16 protein-coding genes are annotated in these 18,554 nt (G+C 69.7%); 6 read left to right on the top strand and 10 right to left on the bottom strand.

Going from position 1 to position 18,554, the window contains the following annotated elements; genetic code table 11:
• Positions 1-44: 44 nt before the first annotated feature.
• Genes mobA through moeA form a run of 3 tightly spaced genes read left to right on the top strand, consistent with a single transcriptional unit; the run spans position 45 to position 3,068 of the window.
• Complete coding sequence (gene mobA, locus BM214_RS01895) at positions 45-734, top strand: molybdenum cofactor guanylyltransferase MobA (RefSeq protein WP_090483510.1); 690 nt, start codon at positions 45-47, stop codon at positions 732-734.
• A gap of 33 nt (positions 735-767) precedes the next feature.
• Positions 768-1,751, top strand: coding sequence for a GTP 3',8-cyclase MoaA (gene moaA, locus BM214_RS01890; RefSeq protein WP_244887811.1), 984 nt, complete (start codon positions 768-770; stop codon positions 1,749-1,751).
• 36 nt (positions 1,752-1,787) lie between these two features.
• Positions 1,788-3,068 (top strand): molybdopterin molybdotransferase MoeA, encoded by a 1,281-nt coding sequence (gene moeA / locus BM214_RS01885; protein ID WP_244887810.1) that lies wholly within the window; start codon positions 1,788-1,790, stop codon positions 3,066-3,068.
• 15 nt (positions 3,069-3,083) lie between these two features.
• Here moeA and BM214_RS01880 read toward each other — a convergent pair whose 3' ends face one another.
• The 4 genes from BM214_RS01880 to nagZ form a co-directional block, all read right to left on the bottom strand.
• Positions 3,084-3,836 (bottom strand): S-methyl-5'-thioinosine phosphorylase, encoded by a 753-nt coding sequence (locus BM214_RS01880; protein WP_090483508.1) that lies wholly within the window; start codon positions 3,834-3,836, stop codon positions 3,084-3,086.
• Positions 3,837-3,886: 50 nt separating this feature from the next.
• On the bottom strand, positions 3,887-4,444 hold the full coding sequence (locus BM214_RS01875) for a hypoxanthine-guanine phosphoribosyltransferase (protein WP_090483507.1): 558 nt from the start codon (positions 4,442-4,444) through the stop codon (positions 3,887-3,889).
• A gap of 138 nt (positions 4,445-4,582) precedes the next feature.
• Positions 4,583-4,951, bottom strand: a complete 369-nt coding sequence (locus tag BM214_RS01870) for a DsrE family protein (RefSeq protein ID WP_090483506.1) — start codon at positions 4,949-4,951, stop codon at positions 4,583-4,585.
• Positions 4,952-5,060: 109 nt separating this feature from the next.
• Positions 5,061-6,110, bottom strand: a complete 1,050-nt coding sequence (nagZ, locus tag BM214_RS01865; protein ID WP_090483505.1) for a beta-N-acetylhexosaminidase — start codon at positions 6,108-6,110, stop codon at positions 5,061-5,063.
• Positions 6,111-6,428: 318 nt separating this feature from the next.
• Between nagZ and BM214_RS12475 the strand changes: the two genes are divergently transcribed.
• Positions 6,429-6,716, top strand: coding sequence for an Lpp/OprI family alanine-zipper lipoprotein (locus BM214_RS12475; RefSeq protein ID WP_177217550.1), 288 nt, complete (start codon positions 6,429-6,431; stop codon positions 6,714-6,716).
• Between the two features lie 64 nt (positions 6,717-6,780).
• Here the strand turns inward: BM214_RS12475 and BM214_RS01855 are convergent, their stop codons facing one another.
• Positions 6,781-8,073, bottom strand: a complete 1,293-nt coding sequence (locus BM214_RS01855) for a response regulator (protein ID WP_177217549.1) — start codon at positions 8,071-8,073, stop codon at positions 6,781-6,783.
• A gap of 221 nt (positions 8,074-8,294) precedes the next feature.
• Between BM214_RS01855 and BM214_RS01850 the strand changes: the two genes are divergently transcribed.
• Both BM214_RS01850 and BM214_RS01845 read left to right on the top strand, forming a co-directional pair.
• Positions 8,295-9,776 carry a sensor domain-containing diguanylate cyclase gene (locus BM214_RS01850; protein WP_090483503.1) on the top strand — a complete coding sequence of 494 codons (1,482 nt, stop codon included), beginning with the start codon at positions 8,295-8,297 and terminating at the stop codon, positions 9,774-9,776.
• 106 nt (positions 9,777-9,882) lie between these two features.
• Entirely contained in the window at positions 9,883-10,281 is a 399-nt protein-coding gene (locus BM214_RS01845) for a hypothetical protein (RefSeq protein WP_090483502.1), read from the top strand.
• 60 nt (positions 10,282-10,341) lie between these two features.
• Here the strand turns inward: BM214_RS01845 and putA are convergent, their stop codons facing one another.
• The 5 genes from putA to galU form a co-directional block, all read right to left on the bottom strand.
• The gene (putA, locus tag BM214_RS01840) at positions 10,342-13,590 is read right to left on the bottom strand and encodes a bifunctional proline dehydrogenase/L-glutamate gamma-semialdehyde dehydrogenase PutA (protein ID WP_090483501.1); all 3,249 of its coding nucleotides are present in this window, start codon (positions 13,588-13,590) and stop codon (positions 10,342-10,344) included.
• A 205-nt stretch (positions 13,591-13,795) separates the two neighbouring features.
• Complete coding sequence (locus BM214_RS01835; RefSeq protein ID WP_090483500.1) at positions 13,796-14,479, bottom strand: SOS response-associated peptidase; 684 nt, start codon at positions 14,477-14,479, stop codon at positions 13,796-13,798.
• 4 nt (positions 14,480-14,483) lie between these two features.
• Positions 14,484-15,575 (bottom strand): SO_0444 family Cu/Zn efflux transporter, encoded by a 1,092-nt coding sequence (locus BM214_RS01830; RefSeq protein WP_090483686.1) that lies wholly within the window; start codon positions 15,573-15,575, stop codon positions 14,484-14,486.
• Between the two features lie 79 nt (positions 15,576-15,654).
• Positions 15,655-17,550, bottom strand: coding sequence for a hypothetical protein (locus BM214_RS01825; protein ID WP_090483499.1), 1,896 nt, complete (start codon positions 17,548-17,550; stop codon positions 15,655-15,657).
• Between the two features lie 112 nt (positions 17,551-17,662).
• Complete coding sequence (galU, locus tag BM214_RS01820; protein ID WP_090483498.1) at positions 17,663-18,550, bottom strand: UTP--glucose-1-phosphate uridylyltransferase GalU; 888 nt, start codon at positions 18,548-18,550, stop codon at positions 17,663-17,665.
• Positions 18,551-18,554: the final 4 nt, after the last annotated feature.

Below are 18,554 nucleotides of genomic sequence, written 5' to 3'. Positions count from 1 at the left end.
GGGTTACACTCCGGCATAACCTTATTCCGGATACCGAAACCGCCATGTCTCTCCCTCCCCACGCCCTCACCGGTGTCCTCCTGGCCGGCGGTCGGGGCCTGCGCATGGACGGCCGTGACAAGGGGCTGGTGGCCGTGGCGGGCCGGCCCATGGCCGCCTGGGTCCTGGAGCGCCTCTCCCCCCAGGTGGAGCGGGTGCTCATCAGTGCCAACCGCAACGGACCGGCCTATGCCGCCTTCGGCCACCCGGTGGTGGGGGATGCCATCACCGGCCACGCCGGCCCCCTGGCCGGGTTGAGCGCCGCCCTGGCCCATACGGACACCCCCTGGGTGATCACCTGCCCCTGCGACTGCCCGCGCCCCCCCCAAGACCTGGTGGCCCGGCTGGAGGCCGCCCGGCGCCGTACCGGGGCGCCGGCGGCGGTGGCCCACGACGGGACGCGCCTGCAACCCCTGTTCGCCCTGCTGGCCTCGGCCCTGCACCCCGATCTGCAGGAACACCTGCGCCGGGGCGGGCGCCGGGCCGGGGACTGGTTCCTGGCCCAGGGGGCCGTGGTAGCGGACTTCTCGGACCATCCCCGAGCCTTTGACAACATCAACACCGAGGCGGACCGCCGACGCCTGGAGGCGGTGCTGCGGGATCCGCCCGCGTCGGCAACGGACCTTTCGCAGATGCCGCGGGAGGATCCCCCCGCCATCCGCCAGGGGCCATCCCCAACCCACCCCCGAGCCTGAAGGGAGACGCCGCCCATGCCGGATTACGCCCCCATGCCCGCAACGCTGCAGGACCCCTTCGGCCGCCGTATCCGCTACCTGCGCCTGTCCATCACCGACCGCTGCGACCTGCGTTGCGGCTACTGCATGGACGAGGGAACCCGGTTCCTGCGCCGCCAGGAGATCCTCACCCTGGAGGAGATCCACACCGTGGCGGCGGCCTTCGCCGATCTTGGGGTGGACAAGATCCGCGTCACCGGCGGTGAACCCCTGGTGCGCCGCGGCGCACTGGGCCTTTTGGGGGACCTGGCCCTGCTGCCGGGGGTGCGGGAACTGGTGCTCACCACCAACGGGACGCAGCTGACACGTCACGCCCTGCCCCTGCGGGTGGCCGGGGTGCGGCGGCTCAACATCAGCCTGGACAGCCTGCGCCCGGGGCGTTTCCGGGAGATCACCCGCGGCGGGCGCCTGGAGCAGGTACTGGCCGGCATCGAGGCCGCCCGGGGGGCGGGCTTTGAGGGTCTGCGGCTCAACTGCGTCATCCAGCGGGGGGTCAACGAGGACGAGATCCCGGAGCTGGTGGCCTTTGCCCGGGACCGGGCCATGGACATCGCATTCATCGAGCGCATGCCCCTGGGGGGCGGCGCCGACGGCGGCGATGCGCTGCCGGCGGACGCGGTGCGCGCCCGGGTGGAGGCGCAGTTCCCGCTGTTGCCCACCCTGGAGGACACGGGCGGGCCGGCGCGCTACTTCCGCCTGGGAGGACATCCCACCCGGGTGGGCTTCATCGCCCCCATGAGCCATGACTTCTGCGCCGGCTGCAACCGCGTGCGCCTCACGGCGAACGGCCGCCTGCTGCCCTGCCTGGGCCATTCCGGTGCCGTGGACCTGAAGCGGGTCCTGCGCGCCCGCCCCGGGGACCGGCAGGCCCTGGAGGCGGCCATCCTGGGAGCACTGCGCCGCAAGCCTCGGGGCCATGGGTTCCAGGCCCCGGGGGAGACCCGCATCCTGCATCCCATGAACCGCACCGGGGGATGACCCCGCAGACACACCATCCAGAAGGACACCCGAACCATGACCCAGGCCACCGCCGCCCCCATGGGGGACCGGAAACACGAGGACCACGATGCAAAGCCCCTGACCCTGGAGCGGGCCCGGGAACGCATCCTGGACGAGGTCCAGCCCCTGCGGGAGGAGACGTGCGTGGCCCTCGCGGACGCCCTGGGGCGGGTCCCGGCCCGGGACATCCCCTCGCCCATCGCCGTCCCCGGGCAGGACAACGCCGCCATGGACGGCTACGCCCTGGCCACCCGGGAACTGCCCGCAGACGCCCCGGCCCACCTCGCCGTGGCGGGCATGGCCCGGGCCGGTGTCCCATTCCAGGGCCCCCGTCCGGAGGGGAGTTGCGTGCGCATCATGACCGGGGCGGTGCTGCCCCCGGACTGCGATGCGGTGGTGATGCAGGAGCGGGTGCAGACGCAACCCGGGGGTCAGGTGCTGATCCCCCCGGGGATACGCCCCGGGGAGAACGTGCGCCGCGCCGGCGAGGACCTGCAACCGGGTCAGACGCTGCTGCCGGCGGGGGAACGCATCGACGGCCCGCGCCTGGGGCTGCTGGCCTCCGCCGGGATCACCCAAGTGACGGTGCTGCGCCGCCCGCGGGTAGCCCTCTTCTCCACCGGGGATGAACTGGCCGCCCCGGGGCAGCCCCTGGCCCCGGGGCAGATCCACGACAGCAACGGCCCCGCCCTGCGGGGGCTGCTCACCGCCCTGGGGATGGAGGTCCTGGACCTGGGGCGCGTGTCCGACGCCCCCGGTGCCCTGGAAGAGGCCCTGGGCCAGGCCGGGGCCCGGGCCGATCTGGTGATCACCACCGGCGGCGTCTCCGTGGGGGAGGCGGACCATGTACGCCGGGTGCTGCACCGGGTGGGCCGGGTGGCCTTCTGGAAGGTGGCCGTCAAACCCGGCAAGCCCCTGGCCTTCGGCCGGGTGGGGGATGCGGTCTTCTTCGGCCTGCCCGGGAACCCGGTCTCCGCCATGGTCACCTTCTGCCAGCTGGTGCAGCCGGCCCTGCTGCGCCTCATGGGGGTATCCCATCCGGCACCGCCCGCGGGTTTTCAGGTGCCCTGCGCCACCCGTCTGCACAAGCGTCCCGGGCGCCTGGAATTCCAGCGGGGCCGACTGGAACGGGACCCGCACGGACGGCTCCGGGTCCGCGCCATGGACCACCAGGGTTCCGGGGTGCTGCGCTCCATGCGCGAGGCCGACTGCTTCATCGTCCTGCCCCCGGAAGGGGGTACGCTGGAGCCCGGGGAGCTGGTGGAGGTGCAGCCCTTCCGGGGCGTGATGCCCTGAAAGGGGTAATGGGGATCAGAGGGTGGGGATCACCGTCTCCAGCAGGCGGCGAACGTTGTCCATACCCTGGCTGACATTGCGGTTCACCTCCTCCATGGAGATCTCCCCGGCCCCCTCGCCGCGGCCGGCGGCCCAGTTGGCCACCACGGCACAGGTGGCATAGGCCAGGTCCAGTTCCCGGGCCAGGGCCGCCTCCGGCATGCCGGTCATCCCCACCAGGTCGCAGCCATCCCGCTCCAGGCGGTCGATCTCGGCACCGGTCTCCAGACGCGGCCCCTGGGTGGCGGCGTAGGTGCCCCGCTCCACGGCGTCGATCCCGATGCCGCGGGCCCCCTGGATGAGGGCCTGGCGCAGCCCCTCGTCGTAGGGATGGGTGAAGTCCACATGGGTCACATGGCTCAGGTCCTCCTCGAAGAAGGTATGCCCCCGGGACCAGGTGTAGTCGATGATCTGGTCGGGGAAGACCAGGCGCGGGGGGTGCATCTCCCGGGTGATGCCCCCCACCGCGGCCACGGCCACCACGCGGTGGATCCCCGCGTTCTTGAGGGCCCAGATATTGGCCCGGTAATTGATGCGGTGCGGCGGGATGGTGTGGCCATAGCCATGGCGCGCCAGGAACACCACGCGGCGGCCCGCCAGGACCCCGTGGGTCAGGGGGCCGGAGGGTTCGCCGTAGGGGGTATGCATCACCTCGCGGCGGGTGATCTCGAGTCCGTTGAGGGAGGTCAGGCCGGTGCCGCCGATGATGGCGATGGTGCTTTCAGTCATGGAACTCTCGGATGCTGGTTGGATGGGATGGGATCGGGGGTTTATAGGGCTCAGGCGTCCTTCACGGCGTAGATGCCGGGGGCGTTGCGCAGGTATTCCTTGTAGTCCATGCCGTAGCCGAAGACGTACCGGTCCGGCACCTCCACGCCCACGTATTCCGCCGCAAGGCCGGGCACGTGGCGGTCGTGGTGCTTGTACACCAGCACCCCCGTGCGCACCTCCCGGGCCCCCTGGGACCGGCAGAAGTCCAGGATCCCCGCCAGGGTATGCCCCTCGTCCAGGATATCGTCCAGCACCAGCACGCTGCGCCCCTCCAGGGACAGGCGGGGCTTGACCACCCAGTGCAGGGTGTCACCGCCGGTGGTCTCACCGCGATACCGGGTGGCGTGCAGGTAGTCCACCTGCAGGGGGAAGTCCAGGCGGGTGAGGAGGTGTCCGGCGAGCACCACACCGCCGGTCATGACGCACAGCACCACGGGATCCCGGTCCCGCAGATCCCGGGTGATGGCCTCGGCCATGCGGTCCATGGCCGCCTCCACTTCGGTCCGGGATACGAGGCAATCGGCCTGGGCCTGGACCCGGGCGGCGTGTTCTGGCGTAACGGACATGGCGATCCTTTCTGGTATGGATGAACGCAACGAGCCCACCCGCAATGGGGTGGGCCCGGAAACGGGGACAGGCCCGGAGGGGTTCCATCATCCCCCCGGGCCGGCCCCGGATTCAACCCGCCGGCGATCCGCCGGGTCTTAGTAGGTGAAGGTCACGGTATCGTCGTCCATGGCCTCGCCGATGACATAGGCCCCGCCCACGGTCTCCTCCACCTCGGGGATGAGATCATCCCCCCACAGCTCCAGGGTGGGGGTGCACACCTTGAACTTGACCCCCGCCTCGTGGGCATCCTTGATGAAGTCGTACACCGATTTGGGGCTGCCCTCCTGCACGTACAGGTGCTCCGCCACCCCCTTCTTGGCCAGTTCCCCGGCGCGGCCGGTCATGATCACCTCCACGTCGTATTCCATGGCGGCGGCCACCGTGGCCTGGAAGAACGGCGCCCCCAGCTCCGCGCCGTTGCGGGGATCGGTGTTGACCATGATGATCATCAGCTTGTCGGCCATATACTTATAACTCCTTTGATGGTTCAGGGGCATTATAACCCCAGTCCGGGGGGCGTCCAATTCAGTTTGATTGATCCCCCCATGAGGTCTTTTTGAGTCCTGCGGGGGGCTAGACCGGCATCTCCAGGTTGCCCTCCTCCCCGCCCAGGGCACGGCATGCGGTCACCGCCTGCTGCCAGTGGGCATCGGCATGCAGGGCCTCGGGGGTGAGGGTGCCGCGGCCATGCATGCGCGCCAGCCGTGCCATGGCCACCGGATCGTCGTACCCCTCCAGGGCCTGCAGGGCCTGTTCGGCCCCTTGCGGATGGTTGCATACCAGCACCATATCGCAGCCGGCCGCCAGGGCACGCCTGGCCCGCTGACCGTAGTCGCCCAACTGCGCGGCGGCGGCCATGGAAAGGTCGTCGCTGAACACCGCCCCGCGGAAGTTCAGGCGCCGGCGCAGGACCTGCTGCAGCCAGTGGCGGGAGAATCCCGCCGGCAGGGGATCGGCGTGGGTGTAGACCACGTGGGCGGGCATGATCCCGGCGATGCCGTTGGCCGCCAGACGTTCGAAGGGCTGCAGGTCCCCGTGGAGGATGGACTCCAGGGGGCGTTCGTCCACGGGCAGCTCCAGATGGGAGTCCGCGCGCACGCCGCCATGACCGGGGAAGTGCTTGCCCACCGCCTCCATGCCGGCGGCGCGCATGCCGTTCACCCACTGCTGTCCCAGGTCGGCCACCGCCTCCGGGGCGCGGTGGAAGGCCCGGTCGCCGATGACCCCGCTCACCCCGCGGCCCAGGTCCAGCACCGGCGCGAAACTGAAGTCCACCCCCAGGCTGCGCAGTTCGGCGGCCATGAGCCAGCCCAGCAGGCGCGTCACCCGCCGCGCCCGCACCGGATCACGATCATACAGGGCGCCGAGGCGGGCCATGGGTGGCAGATGGGTGAACCCCTCGCGAAAGCGTTGCACCCGTCCCCCCTCGTGATCCACCGCCACCAGGAGATGGGGATCCCGCAGGGCGTGGATCTCCCGCACCAGTTCACGCAGTTGCTCCGGGGAGTCGTAGTTGCGGGTAAAGAGCAGGACCCCGCCCACCTGGGGATGACACAGCAGGCGGCGTTCCCGTTGCGTGAGGGCGGTCCCCTCGAGATCCAGCATCACGGGCCCAAGGGGCATGGCGGTTCACTCGCATACATATGGATGTTTTGCGGTATTGTAACCTCGCCGGCCGGGGCGTCGAGCCGCGGGGGCCGGGCCCGGGGATATCCGCTGCAGCACCCTGCCCGCCAGCGGGGTGTGCATTCTGTGAGCGTGATACAACTCCGGGTACGAACCCGTATGGCTCCCCGCCGACAACCTGTTACACTTCAAGTGCAATTTTCAAATCATGACCCCGCGCGTCTGCCGGCAGCGCCAAGGAACGAGGGGTCGCTTGCCGCTCGGAATTTCCAGCGTAAAACAACCCGCATGACGGAGGTAACAATGAAAAAAGGCATGATGAAAGTCGTCGCGGTTCCCGCAGCCGCCCTCTCCCTGGTGCTGGCCACCGGCTGTGCCACCACCCAGAACATGGAACAGCAGCGCCAGATGATCGAGGACAACGCGGTGACGGCGGACCAGGCCATGCGCACGGCCGAACAGGCCCAGTCCACCGCCGACCAGGCCCAGCGCATGGCCCGCGAGGCCGACAGCAAGGCCGAACGCGCCCTGGAAGAGAATGCCCGTCTGCGGGAGATGATGCAGCGCATGGAACGCACCTACGAGGGTTCCGGCGCGAAATAAGCCCCGGCATCCTCCGGTGCTTGTATGGACCGGCCGCATCCACCCGGGTGCGGCCGGTCCTGCTTCATCCCACCGTTTCCCCCCCGGCCTGTACCACCCGATTGCGTCCCGACGTCTTGGCGCGGTAGAGGGCCTCATCCGCGGCCTCCAGCATGGCCTCCAGACACGTCCCCGGGTGGGTATTCACCCCCACGCTGGTGGTGAGCGCCAATGGTTCCCCGTCCAGGCGCAGTTCCAGGCCGCCCACGGCCTCCCGCAGGGCCTCCGCCAGACCCAGGGCCCCCTTCTCATCCACGTCCTGGGCCAGCAGGCAGAACTCCTCGCCCCCATAGCGCACCAGGATATCCGAACGGCGTGCCCGGGCCATCAGGCAGTCGGCCACGTTCACCAGCACCTTATCGCCTCCGGAATGGCCGAAGCGGTCATTGATCTGCTTGAAGTGATCCAGATCCAGGAGGATCACCGCGAGGCCGCGCCCCTCCCGGCGGGCCGCCTGATAGACCGTCTCCCCGGCATCGGCCAGGTAGCGCCGGTTGTACAGCCGGGTCAGGGGATCCCGGTTGGCGTTCTCCCGCATCTCCTGGAGGAGCTCCAACAGGGCCACGTTCTGATTCACCCGCACGAAGAACTCCTCCTCCAGGAAGGGACGGGTGATGAAGTCGTTAGCCCCGGCCTTGAGCTGCCGGGCGGAGAGGATGCCGGAGCCGTGGTTGGACATGCCGATGATGCACAGCTCGGTACGGGAGAAATGCCGCCGGATGCGGCTGATGAGGGTGATGCCGTCCATGCCCGGCATGTGCTGGTCACACAGCACTAGGTGGATGGGACCCGTCCCCGAGGCCAGCAGGTCCAGGGCCTCCTGGCCATCCCGGGCCTCCAGGGTGCGATAGCCATAGCGCCCAAGGAGGGTGCGCAGATAGGCCCGCGCCGAGGTGGAATCATCCACCACCAACACGCCGATGCGCCGGTTGCGATGGATACGCTCCACCGTGGCGATGACATGCTCGATCTCGGTGAGATTGCCCTTGTTGACGTAGTCCACGATGCCCAGGTCCAGCAGCCGGTCGCGCTCGTCATCGCTCACCCCGGCGGTGAGCACCAGGGCGGGCAGGCCATGGGCCAGGACCCGTTCCACCACCTCTCCATCCGGGGCATCGGGCAGATTCAGATCCAGCACCGCCAGGAAGAAGTCCTGGGCCCCCTGCGCCAGCCGCGCCTCCGCCTCGGCCAGGCTCCCCGCCAGCACCGGCTCGATGCCGGGCAGGGTCTCCACCCGCTCCGCCAGGAGCCGGGCCACGGCCCGGCTGTCCTCCACGATGAGCAGGCGGTTGCCCCGCTGGATTCCGGTGTCGTTCATGGAGGTCATCGTACCCCTCGGCGATCCTGTGCGCATCCCTCTCCCTCGACCGATCCACCACGGCCTATCCGCCTTTGGCCCTTGGCCCTATACGGCTATACTGCCCGCGCCATGTCTGTTCCTTTGCCGCGCACCCCCCGCACCCTGACCGGCCCGGGGGCCACCTGGGGGCGCCGCCGGTGCTCCACCCCGCGACCCTGCCCCCATGGGAGCCGCCTTCCATGCCGCTAAAGCCCTTCAGACCCAGCATCGCCCTGGTCTACCTGGTACTGGGGGGCAGCTTCGCCCTGCTCAGCCTCACCTTCTATGTCGCCGGTTTCCAGCCCCTGGCCGAACGGCTGCGGGAGGCCCACGGGCAGATCATCGATCACACCCTGGACAGCACCCGCTGGCTGGTGCAGGGGGCCCTGGACCGCCATATCGCCCTGGCCCGGCAGACCGCCAGCCGCAGCGCCATCCGCCAGCAACAGGTGCGCTACCTGGCGGGAAAAATGGATCTCGCCGACCTGCGGGCCTTCGCCAACCCCAAGCTGCGGGATGCCCTCAAGGCCAATGAGGAACTGCTGGGCATCCGGCGCCTGGGGCCGGACGGGACCCCGCTGCTCCAGGTGGGGTGGTCACCGGACCCCCTGCCCGAGGCTTCCCGCTGCACCTTACCGGAGACTGGGGATCAGGAAGGCGGGGTCCGGATCCATGGCCCGTTCCCCCTGAAGGGCAGGCAGGTGCTGGTGTACTGCTCCCCCCTGCACGGCCCGGGCGGGGAGCGCATCGGCATGGACCAGTTGCTGATGGACGCCGCCCCGGTCCAGGAGATCCTGGAGACCCCCCATGGCGAGGACCCGGATACCGTCACCCTGGGCGTGGTCACAGCGGACGGACGCCTGCTGTTCTGGCCCCGGGGGGCGATCTACCAGGATGCCCGCCAACGCCTGCAGGCCCACCTGGCGGGGAACCCCATCGGCGACGGGATCCACATCCACTACCGCCCCCTGGCGTCCGTGGACTGGCGGATCTACGGGGTGGTGCACACCCGGGCCTTCTTCGCCGAGACCAATCGGCAACTCTGGCGCCTGTCGGGACTGTTGGCCATACTGGCCGCGCTGATCTTCGTTGCCAAGATCCTGGCCCTGCGCCCCATCATCCGCGCCCTGACCCAGATGCACCACCTCACCGAGCGGGCCCACCGCGACGGCATGACGGGGCTGTTCAACCACGCCCACATGCAGCAGCTCATCGACCGGGAGATCGAACGCAGCCAGCGCTACCACAGCCCCTTCTCCATCCTCATGATGGACATCGACCATTTCAAGGAGATCAACGACACCCACGGACACCCGGTGGGCGACGCCTTCCTGCGGCATATCGCCCGGATCCTCAAGGACTGGGCACGGACATCGGATCTGGCGGCCCGATATGGGGGGGAGGAGTTCATGGTCATCCTGCCCGAGACCGACCCCCATGGGGCCCTGAGCATGGCCGAGCGGCTGCGGGAGGAGATCGCCCGCCAACCCCTGGAACACCGGGGCCAGAAGCTGAAAATCACGGTCAGCATCGGCGTGGTCAGTTGTGCCGGCAAGGCCGTGGGACCCTCCCGGACCCAACTGGTACGAGCCGTGGACGACGCCCTCTATACCAGCAAGCGGGGCGGCCGCGATCGGGTCACCCAGACGGTCATCGATACCGCGATCCCCGCGGGCGCGTGACATCCTTCCTGGCTCCACCCCGGCAAATCAGGCAAAATAACGGGGTTTTTCCATCCTTCCCCACCCCGCCGCCCCCGGCGGCCGCGCGACCGAACAGAGAGAGACCATGCCAGCAAGAACACGCATCATCCTGCTCAGCGTCATCGCCCTGGCCACCATCGTCTTCCTCCAGCCCTTCCTCACCTTCATCGGCGGGCTGGTGGTGCTCGCCGTGGCCGGGACCTTCATCTACCGCGACCTGCCCCAGGACACCCAGGACATGATCGAGGACTACCTGGGGAACTGGCTGCAAAAGGCCCGGGACGGTTTCTGGCCCGGTGGCGGTGACCGCGATCCCGAGCCCGATCCTGATCCCGAGCCGGCTCCGGCACCCAAGCCGGCCGCTTCCCGGGAGGCCTCCCAGGAGAAGGCATCCGCGAAACCGCGCACCCGGCGCAGCCGCTCCCCCCGCTCCCGCACCAACGGCGGCGGTAGCGGTAAGGGTTCCGGCGCCAAGGAAGACTGAAGCCCCGGCCCGGCCCCGCGATCCCGACGGGGCCGGGCCTCCAGGGGGTGCGGTACCCTATCACCGGGCGCCCTTCCTCCTGCGGCGCCCAGCCGCTGCCCGTCCCGGATCCTGCCCTTCCTTCTCCGCACCCGATGCGGGCTGCGGCATGTCCTCATCATCCGAGAGCACCAGCAGGCTGGCATTGCCGCCCACCGCCGCCGTGTTGAAGGTGGCCACCCGTTCGCTGACGAACCGCAGCAGGTAATGGGGCCCGCCGGCCTTGAACCCCGTGCCCGAGAGCCCCTCGCCGCCGAAGGGCTGCGTACCCACCACGGCCCCCACCATATCCCGGTTGATGTAGAGATTGCCCACCCGGGCGCGCCGTCGCACCTGCTGCGCGGCGCCGGCGATGCGGCTGTGCAGGCCCAGGGTCAGGCCATAGCCCAGGGCGTTGATGCGATCCACCAGGTCCTCCAGTTCCCCGGAGCGCCAGCGCACCACGTGCAGCATGGGGCCGAAGACCTCCCGGTCCAGTTCCTCCGGACGTTCCAGGCGGTAGAGGGTGGGGGGCATGTAGAGCCCTTGCTCGCAATCGCCGCTCACCGGGGCGCGGTGGATCACCCGCCCCATGCCCTGCATGCGGGTGTGATGGGAACGCAGCCCCTCCAGGGCCTCGGCGTCGATCACCGGGCCCACGTCCGTGGCCAGCCAGCGGGGATCCCCCACCACCAGGGTGTCCATGGCCCCCTGGAGTATGTGCAGCAGGGGTTCGGCCACGTCCTCCTGTACACACAGCAGGCGCAGGGCGGAACAGCGCTGCCCGGCGCTGAGGAAGGCGGAGCGCACGATGTCCGCCACCACCTGCTCGTGCAGGGCGGTGGAATCCACGATCATGGCGTTGATGCCGCCGGTCTCGGCGATCAGGGGCACGATGGGGCCCTCGCGTCCCGCCAGGTCCTGGTGGATGCGCCGCGCCGTCTCCACCGAACCGGTGAAGACCACCCCGGCCACGCGCCGGTCCCGCACCAGGGCCGGTCCCAGCAGATCCCCCGACCCGGGCAGGCAATGCAGCACCTGCCGCGGAATCCCCGCCTGGTGCATCAGGGCCACGGCCCGGGTCGCCGTGAGGGAGGCCTGTTCCGCCGGTTTGGCCACCACGGCGTTGCCCGCCACCAGGGCCGCCGCCACCTGACCGGTGAAAATGGCCAGGGGGAAGTTCCAGGGGCTGATGCAGGCGAACACGCCGCGTCCATGCAGGGTGAGTTCGTTGTGTTCCCCCGTGGGGCCCGGCAGGACCACGGGCCGGTCCAGCTGGCGCCGGGCCTGCCAGGCGTAGTAGCGGCAGAAGTCCACCGCCTCGCGCACCTCGGCATGGGCATCCCGCAGGGTACGACCCGCCTCGTCCACGCACAGGGCCATGAGCTCGGCCCGGTGCTGCTCGTAGAGATCGGCCACCTTCTCCAGCAACCGTGCCCGGGTCTCGGCCCGGGTACCCTCCCAGGCGGGCCAGGCGGCGTGAGCCGCCGCCAGGGACTCCTCCACCTCCTGTTCGCCGGCCCAGGTGACCCGGCCCACCTCGGCGGCGGTGTCCCGGGGGGACCGCACCGCCTCGCCGGTGCGGGTGCGCAGGCTGCCGCCGATGATGGGTCCGGCCTTGCGCGGCCCGCCCCGGCCGAAGGCGCACCCCATCTCCACGGCCAGGTCGGCCATGGCGGCACGGTCGGAAAAATCCAGCCCGGCACTGTTGCGCCGGTGGGGGGCATACAGGTCCGCCGGCAGGGGGATACGGGGATGGCGCAGGACATTGCGGGCCCGCAGCCGGGCCGCCGGGTCGGCCACCAGGTCCTCCAGGTCCGACTCCCGCACCCGGTGCACGAAAGAGGTGTTGGCCCCGTTCTCCAGGAGCCGGCGCACCAGATAGGCCAGCAGCCGCTCGTGGCTGCCCACCGGGGCGTAGATGCGGCAGGGGACGCCACCCCCGTCCTCGCGCCGGATCAACTGCGGGTAGAGGGTCTCCCCCATGCCGTGCAGGCGCTGCAGTTCGAAGGCCCGGTCCCCGGCCATCTCCAGAACGGCGGCCACGGTGTAGGCGTTGTGGGTGGCGAACTGGGGATAGAGGTGCGGGCAGTCTTCCAGGAGCCGCCGGGCACAAGCCATGAAGGCCACATCCGTGGCCGCCTTGCGGGTGAACACGGGATAATCCGCCAGCCCCTGCACCTGGGTCTCCTTGATCTCCGTATCCCAGTAGGCCCCCTTCACCAGCCGCACCATCACCTGGCGCTGACGGGCCGCCGCCTTCTTCTCCAGCCAGCCCAGCACCTCCCAGGAGCGCTTCTGATAGGCCTGTACCGCCAGGCCCAGGCCGTTCCAGTTGTCCAGCCCGGGTTCCTGCAGCAAGGCCTCCACCACGTCCAGGGTCAGATCCAGGCGCCAGGACTCCTCCGCGTCGATGCACAGGGGGATATGGTACTCCCGGGCCAGTTTGCACAGCTCCAGCACCCGGGGCATGAGCCTTCCTGCCAGGCGGGTCTCCTGGCCCGGCTCGAAGCGGGGATCCAGGGCGGAGAGCTTGATGGAGATACCGGGCCGCTCCGGCAGGGCCATGCGCGGATCCACCGCCTTGCCGATGGCCTCGATGGCCTGACGGTAGTCCTGGAAATAGCGCTGCGCGTCCGCCTCGGTGCGGGCGGATTCCCCCAGCATGTCGTAGGAGTAGCGGTAGCCCAGCTTCTCGTTGCGGCGGGCGCGCTTCATGGCCTCGGGCATGTCGCGGCCGAGGACGAAGCTGTCCCCCAGTACCGCCATGGCGCGGCGCACGGCGGTGCGGATCACCGGCCCACCGGCCCGGGCCAGCATGCGATGCACCACGCCACCGAGCCAGCGGCGGCGCTCTTCGGTGTCGATGATGCGCTCGCTGATCCACAGCCCCCAGTTGGCGGCGTTCACCGTGAAGGGGCGCCCTCCGCCCAGGTGCGTATCCCAGTGGGCGGCGGTGAGCTTGTCGCGGATGAGACGGTCCGCGGTGTCCTTATCCGGCACCCGCAGCAGGGCCTCCGCCAGGCACATCAGGGCGATGCCCTCCTCACTGGAGAGATCGTATTCCTGCAGCAGGGCGCCGATCCCCGAGCGCCGTTCCCCGGCCTGGATCATGCCCTTCACCAGACCCCGGGCCAGGTAACGGATGCGTGTACCCGTCTCCTCATCCGGGGGCAGTTCCCCCAGCAGCATGCGCACCGCCTCGGCCTCGTCGCACCGGTAGTGATCCCGGATCCCCTGACGGTCCGCGGGGATCCAGGTCTCGGGTTCTGGATAGATGAATCGGCTCATGGGGCGTTCCTGGCTGATGTGCGACTCCGCCCAGGGGGCGTTCCTGCAGGAAGGCTAGCACACCGGCCCCCATGCACGGTGCGCGGCTCGATCCGGATCAAGTACATCCCTCGGCCCTCCTTGCCTTCGCCCTCTCCAACGCCTTGCTCAGCGCCAACCTGTGGCCGGGGATCGGCATATTCCGCCGGGACGGGATCCGGCAGCACTAAGAGGCGGGCAGTCCCCGTTGACGTTCGCGGATCAACTCCGGCCCCTCCTCCCCGGCACGGTTCACCCGGAGGTCCACGGGGCGGATCTCCAGGCGTGCGGGATCCAGGGGGCGGATGCGGGCCCGTAAGGTCTGACGCTCGGTGATATCCGGATCGAGCCAGGCCTGCAGGCAGGTGGGATTCAGGGCCAGGGGCTGGCGGGGATGGATGGTGGCCAGGGGGCCGCGGGCGGGTTCGGTGATCACGGCACAGCCGCCATCCTCCACCCCGGTGCCGGGGGCGTGGATGCCGGCGAGGAAGATCACCTCAGCCTCGCCGGGATCACGCAGGGTGATGTAGTAGGGCTGGCGACCTTGCGGGGTCTGTCGCCATTCGTACCAGCCATCGGCCGGGATGAGGCAGCGGTGGCGGGCGAAAGCCCCACAGAAATAGGGGCTGGTGGCCACCTTCTCGGCGCGGGCGTTGATGGGCCGGGGCGCGTCCACCCCGGCCCCCGGAGGCCGGAATCCCCAGTGGCAGGGATCAAGCCGCGGGCTGCCTTGTGCATCGGTCTGGAGGATGTGGATGGCCGTGCCCGGGGCCACGTTGTAGCGGGGTTCCCCCTGCGGGGCGTCGGTCAACCCGAAGTAGCGGGCCACGACCGGCCCCAGGGGAGTGTACAGGGCAAAGCGGCCGCACACGGGATCACTCCCCCAGGGCCAGGCGGCGTCCCAGACCGGCGAGCCCCCGGCGCAAAGGCCGCAGCCCCACCGCCAACAGCACCGCCAGGGCGGCCCAGCCCAGCCAGGCGGGGGTGAGTTCGCGCACGGCACCGGCCTGTGCGGGGACATCCAGCCCCAGGGTACCCACCAGCAGATCCAGCCCCAGGCCCAGGGCGACGGTGCTGGCCACGATCCCGCCCAGGTACAACCCCAGGGCGGCGTTACCCATCTCCCGCCGCAGCACCCCCAGCGTGGCCAGGCTGGTGACCGGACCCGCCAGCAGGAACACCAGCACGGCCCCGGGGGAGAGGCCGGCGGCCAGCAGCCCCGCGGCCACGGGGGTGGCGGCGGTGGCGCAGATATAGAGGGGAATCCCCACCAGGGACAGCAGCAGGAGGGTGAACGGCCCGTTCTCCAGACCCGCCCACCACGCATCGGGCACCAGGCCCACCAGCATACCGGCCAGGATCAGGCCCCCCAGGATCCAGGGGCCGATGTCATCCAGGAGTTCGGTGAAGGCGTAGGCCAGCCCCGCGCGCAGCCTCCCCCCGGGACCCGCCGGCGAAGGGGCGGGGGCGTGGCCATGGTCGTGGACGGATGCGTCATCGCCGCAGCAGCCGCCCGTGCAAGCGGCCGCCCCGGAGGGGGCATCCACCGCAGCGGGAGCGACGCCGCGGCTGAACCCCACCAGCAGGCCGGTGGCGATGGCCGTGACCACGGCCCCCAGGGCGCGGGCGAGCATCATGAAGGGGCCCAGCAGGGCGTAGCTCACCGCCAGGGAATCCACCCCGATCCCGGGGGTGCCGATCATGAAGGCCGTGGTGGGACCCCGGCCGGCCCCGCCCCGATACAGGGTGATCCCGGTGGGGATGGCCCCGCAGGAGCACAGGGGCAGCGGCGCGCCGATGACCGCCCCCCGGGCCACCCCCGCGAATCCATCCCCGCCGACCCAGCGGCGCATGAGGGCCTCGGGCACCCAGGCCTTCACCGCGCCGGCGGCCATCAGGCCCAGCAACAGCCAGGGGGCGGCGGCCAGGGCCAGGCCCAGGATCTCCTGCAGGATGTGCATCACCATGGGGTACTCCATCGGGATTCATTACAGGAATGATACTCGTTTCATAGTATGGACTCGAGGCGGGACCCGGGGTTCAGCGTCAGTCCAGCAGGCGTCTTGCCCGCACCAGGCTGCGGTACCAGTCCCGCCGGGGCGCGGGCACGACAGTGGGTCGCTGGCTGAGCAGGTTCATCTGCGGCATCTCCTCGGCATGGCTCTGGGCGATCATGTTCAGCACCTGTTCCCGGGCACCGTAATGGTCCCGCAGGAACTGTTTCGCCTCCTCGGTGAGGCTCACTCGGTAGTGCCGCACCAGGGCCAGGGCCAGGCGCTCCGCCGGATGGCTCATGTCCTGCACCACCTCCTGGGCCATGGCCTCCCCCAGGGTGCGCTTTTCGTGGGCGCTCATCCCCGGCTCCAGGTTGCCCAGGTAACTGGCGCGACTGGCGCCGATGCCCCGCTGCACCTCGGGACGGGAGAGGCGGATATGGGGATCCAGGGCCAGGGCCGTCTCCACCGCCAGCTGCCGCGCCCCTTCCAGGGTGAGGGCGCGCCGGCGGCCGTCCTGACGGGTGAAGAAGCGCCGGCCGCGGCGTTCCAGCTGCTCCCCGTGCAGGTAGTTCACCAGGTGTTGGCACACCGCCTCGCGGGCATCCTCGTCCAGGGCGATGACCCGCTCCACGATGCGCAGCCCCTTGCGCCCGGGTCCCAGATGCAGATGACCGCGTTCCTCCCCCGGCAGGGCCTGCAGACGTTCCCATTCCTCCGAGGCCCGCAACAGATCGGCATGCACCCTGCCCAGCTCACGATAGGCATCGTGGGCCATACGGTAGAGGCGCAGGGAAGTGGCCAGGGTATCCCCCAGACGACGGAGTTCGCCGGTGGAACCGTGCCGCCGCCGGCGCAGACGGTCGCATTCGGCATCCAGCTGCCGGGTCAGGCGGTCCAGGGCCGCCACCACCCGGTCCACCAGCAGGGAGGCGGAGATCCCCTCCGGCACCTCTTCATAGGCCAGCACCTCCACCTCCACCAGCCAGGTGGCCAGGGCGCGCATGCGGTTGCTGCCGGCCGCCCGGGCCACCCGGTAGCGGCTGCGCTGTTCCTCCAGGTGATCCAGCACCGAGGCCAGACGCCACCTTCCGGCATAGCTGAAGGTGAGCATGGGGATCTCTCGCCCGTTGATGAGCTCGAAGGCCAGCAGCAGCATGGCCTCCACGTCCGCCGGGGTCATGAGCAGGAGGTTGTCCTGGTCGATGGCGGCCATGACCCGCTCCAGAAAGAACTCATCCCGGGGCATGCCGTCCTGCAGCTTGGGGGCATCCCCCATGTAGCGTTCCCGCAGCACCGAGGCGGCAAGGGGGGCCACACGGTGCAGCTCCGACAGGGCCTTGTCGAAGGCCTCCCCCTGGTCCTGGTGCAGATCGCGGATGCGGCTGTAGAGTCCCGCCCGGCGGAAGGTGTCGATCTTGGCCAGACAGCGGCCCAGTTCCCGTTCCCCGATGAGTTCCTCACAGGCGAAGGCCACCGCCTCTGGAGAGAGATCCACCCGCTGCAGGAGCTGCATGGCGGCCTCACGGCGGCGGATCTCCGGCTCGAAGCCCTCCATGGCCAGGTCGCGCACCGCCAGGATCAGATCCCCCAGCAGGTCCACCGCCTCCAGGACGTCCTGCTGTGCCCGCTCCTTGGCCGCCCCATAGGTGGTGTCGTAGACGATGGCCGCCAAAAGACCCAGCAGGCCGGAGAGGATGGTGAAGGTGGTGAAGTAGATCAGCAGGTCGGTGGCGGGGGGGCGCCCGTAGCCGATGTAGTAACCACCGTAGAGGCCAATCCCCGTCACCGGTCCGGCGGTCCAGGCCAGCTTGAGCAGGTTGCGTGTGACCCGCACCCGCTTCACCGCCCGCTGCCAGCGCTCCACCCGCTCGTTGTCCTCCCTTCCCAGGGAGATACCTTCGTCACGCCCGGCGGAGGGCTTGCCTTTGAATCGGAACCAGTTCAAGCGCAGGGCCAGGGGCAGCTCATGGGGCCTGCGCGGTCCTCACGCAGGCAGGGCGGGTGGCACCCCGGGGGCCGATGGCCCACCAGACACCCCCAGGGGGGTGACACCCGGTTCAGATTTCCCGGGTGCAGACTTCCCGCCGCAGGTAATCGCCGAACTTGGCCTTGAGTTCGGGGTGCTTCAAGGCGTATTCCACGGTGGCCTGCAGGTAGCCCAGCTTGCTGCCGCAGTCATAGCGGGTCCCTTCAAAGCGGTGGGCCAGGACACGCTGCTCGGCCAGCAGGTCGGAGATGGCGTCGGTGAGCTGGATCTCACCGCCGGCCCCCCGGCCGGTCTGCTCGATCAGGTCAAAGATGCGCGGGGTGAGGATGTAACGGCCCACCACTGCCATGTTGGATGGGGCCTTCTCCGGGGCCGGCTTCTCCACGATGGCCTGGACATCCCAGAGGCCATCCTGAACACGCTCCGGCCGCACCACGCCGTATTTGTGGGTCTGATCCTCCGGGACCTCCTCCACACCCAGGATGCTGCAGCCATATTCCTCATAGACCTCCACCATCTGCTTCAGGGCACCCTTGCCCCGGCCGTCGATGAGGTCGTCCGCCAGGATGACGGCAAAGGGGTCATCCCCCACCACGGGACGGGCACAGCCCACGGCGTGTCCAAGACCCAGGGCCTCGGACTGCCGGATATAGACGCAGGTCACCCCCGGCGGGAGGATGTTGCGCACCACCTCCAGCATCTTCTCCTTGCCCCGCTCCTCCAGTTCCGTCTCCAGCTCGTAGGCCTTGTCGAAGTGGTCTGGGATGGAGCGCTTGTTGCGGCCGGTGACGAACACCAGAACATTGATCCCCGCCTCCACCGCCTCCTCGGCGGCGTATTGGATGAGGGGCTTGTCCACGACCGGAAGCATCTCCTTGGGATTCGCCTTCGTGGCCGGCAGGAAACGGGTGCCCATACCCGCCACGGGGAAAACTGCCTTTCGGATCTGTTTCTGCATGTCC

This window comes from Ectothiorhodospira mobilis, assembly GCF_900114895.1.
GTDB lineage: Bacteria > Pseudomonadota > Gammaproteobacteria > Ectothiorhodospirales > Ectothiorhodospiraceae > Ectothiorhodospira > Ectothiorhodospira mobilis_A.
Note: the sequence above shows the minus strand (reverse complement) of the source record. Positions and strands in the feature narration are given on the sequence as shown.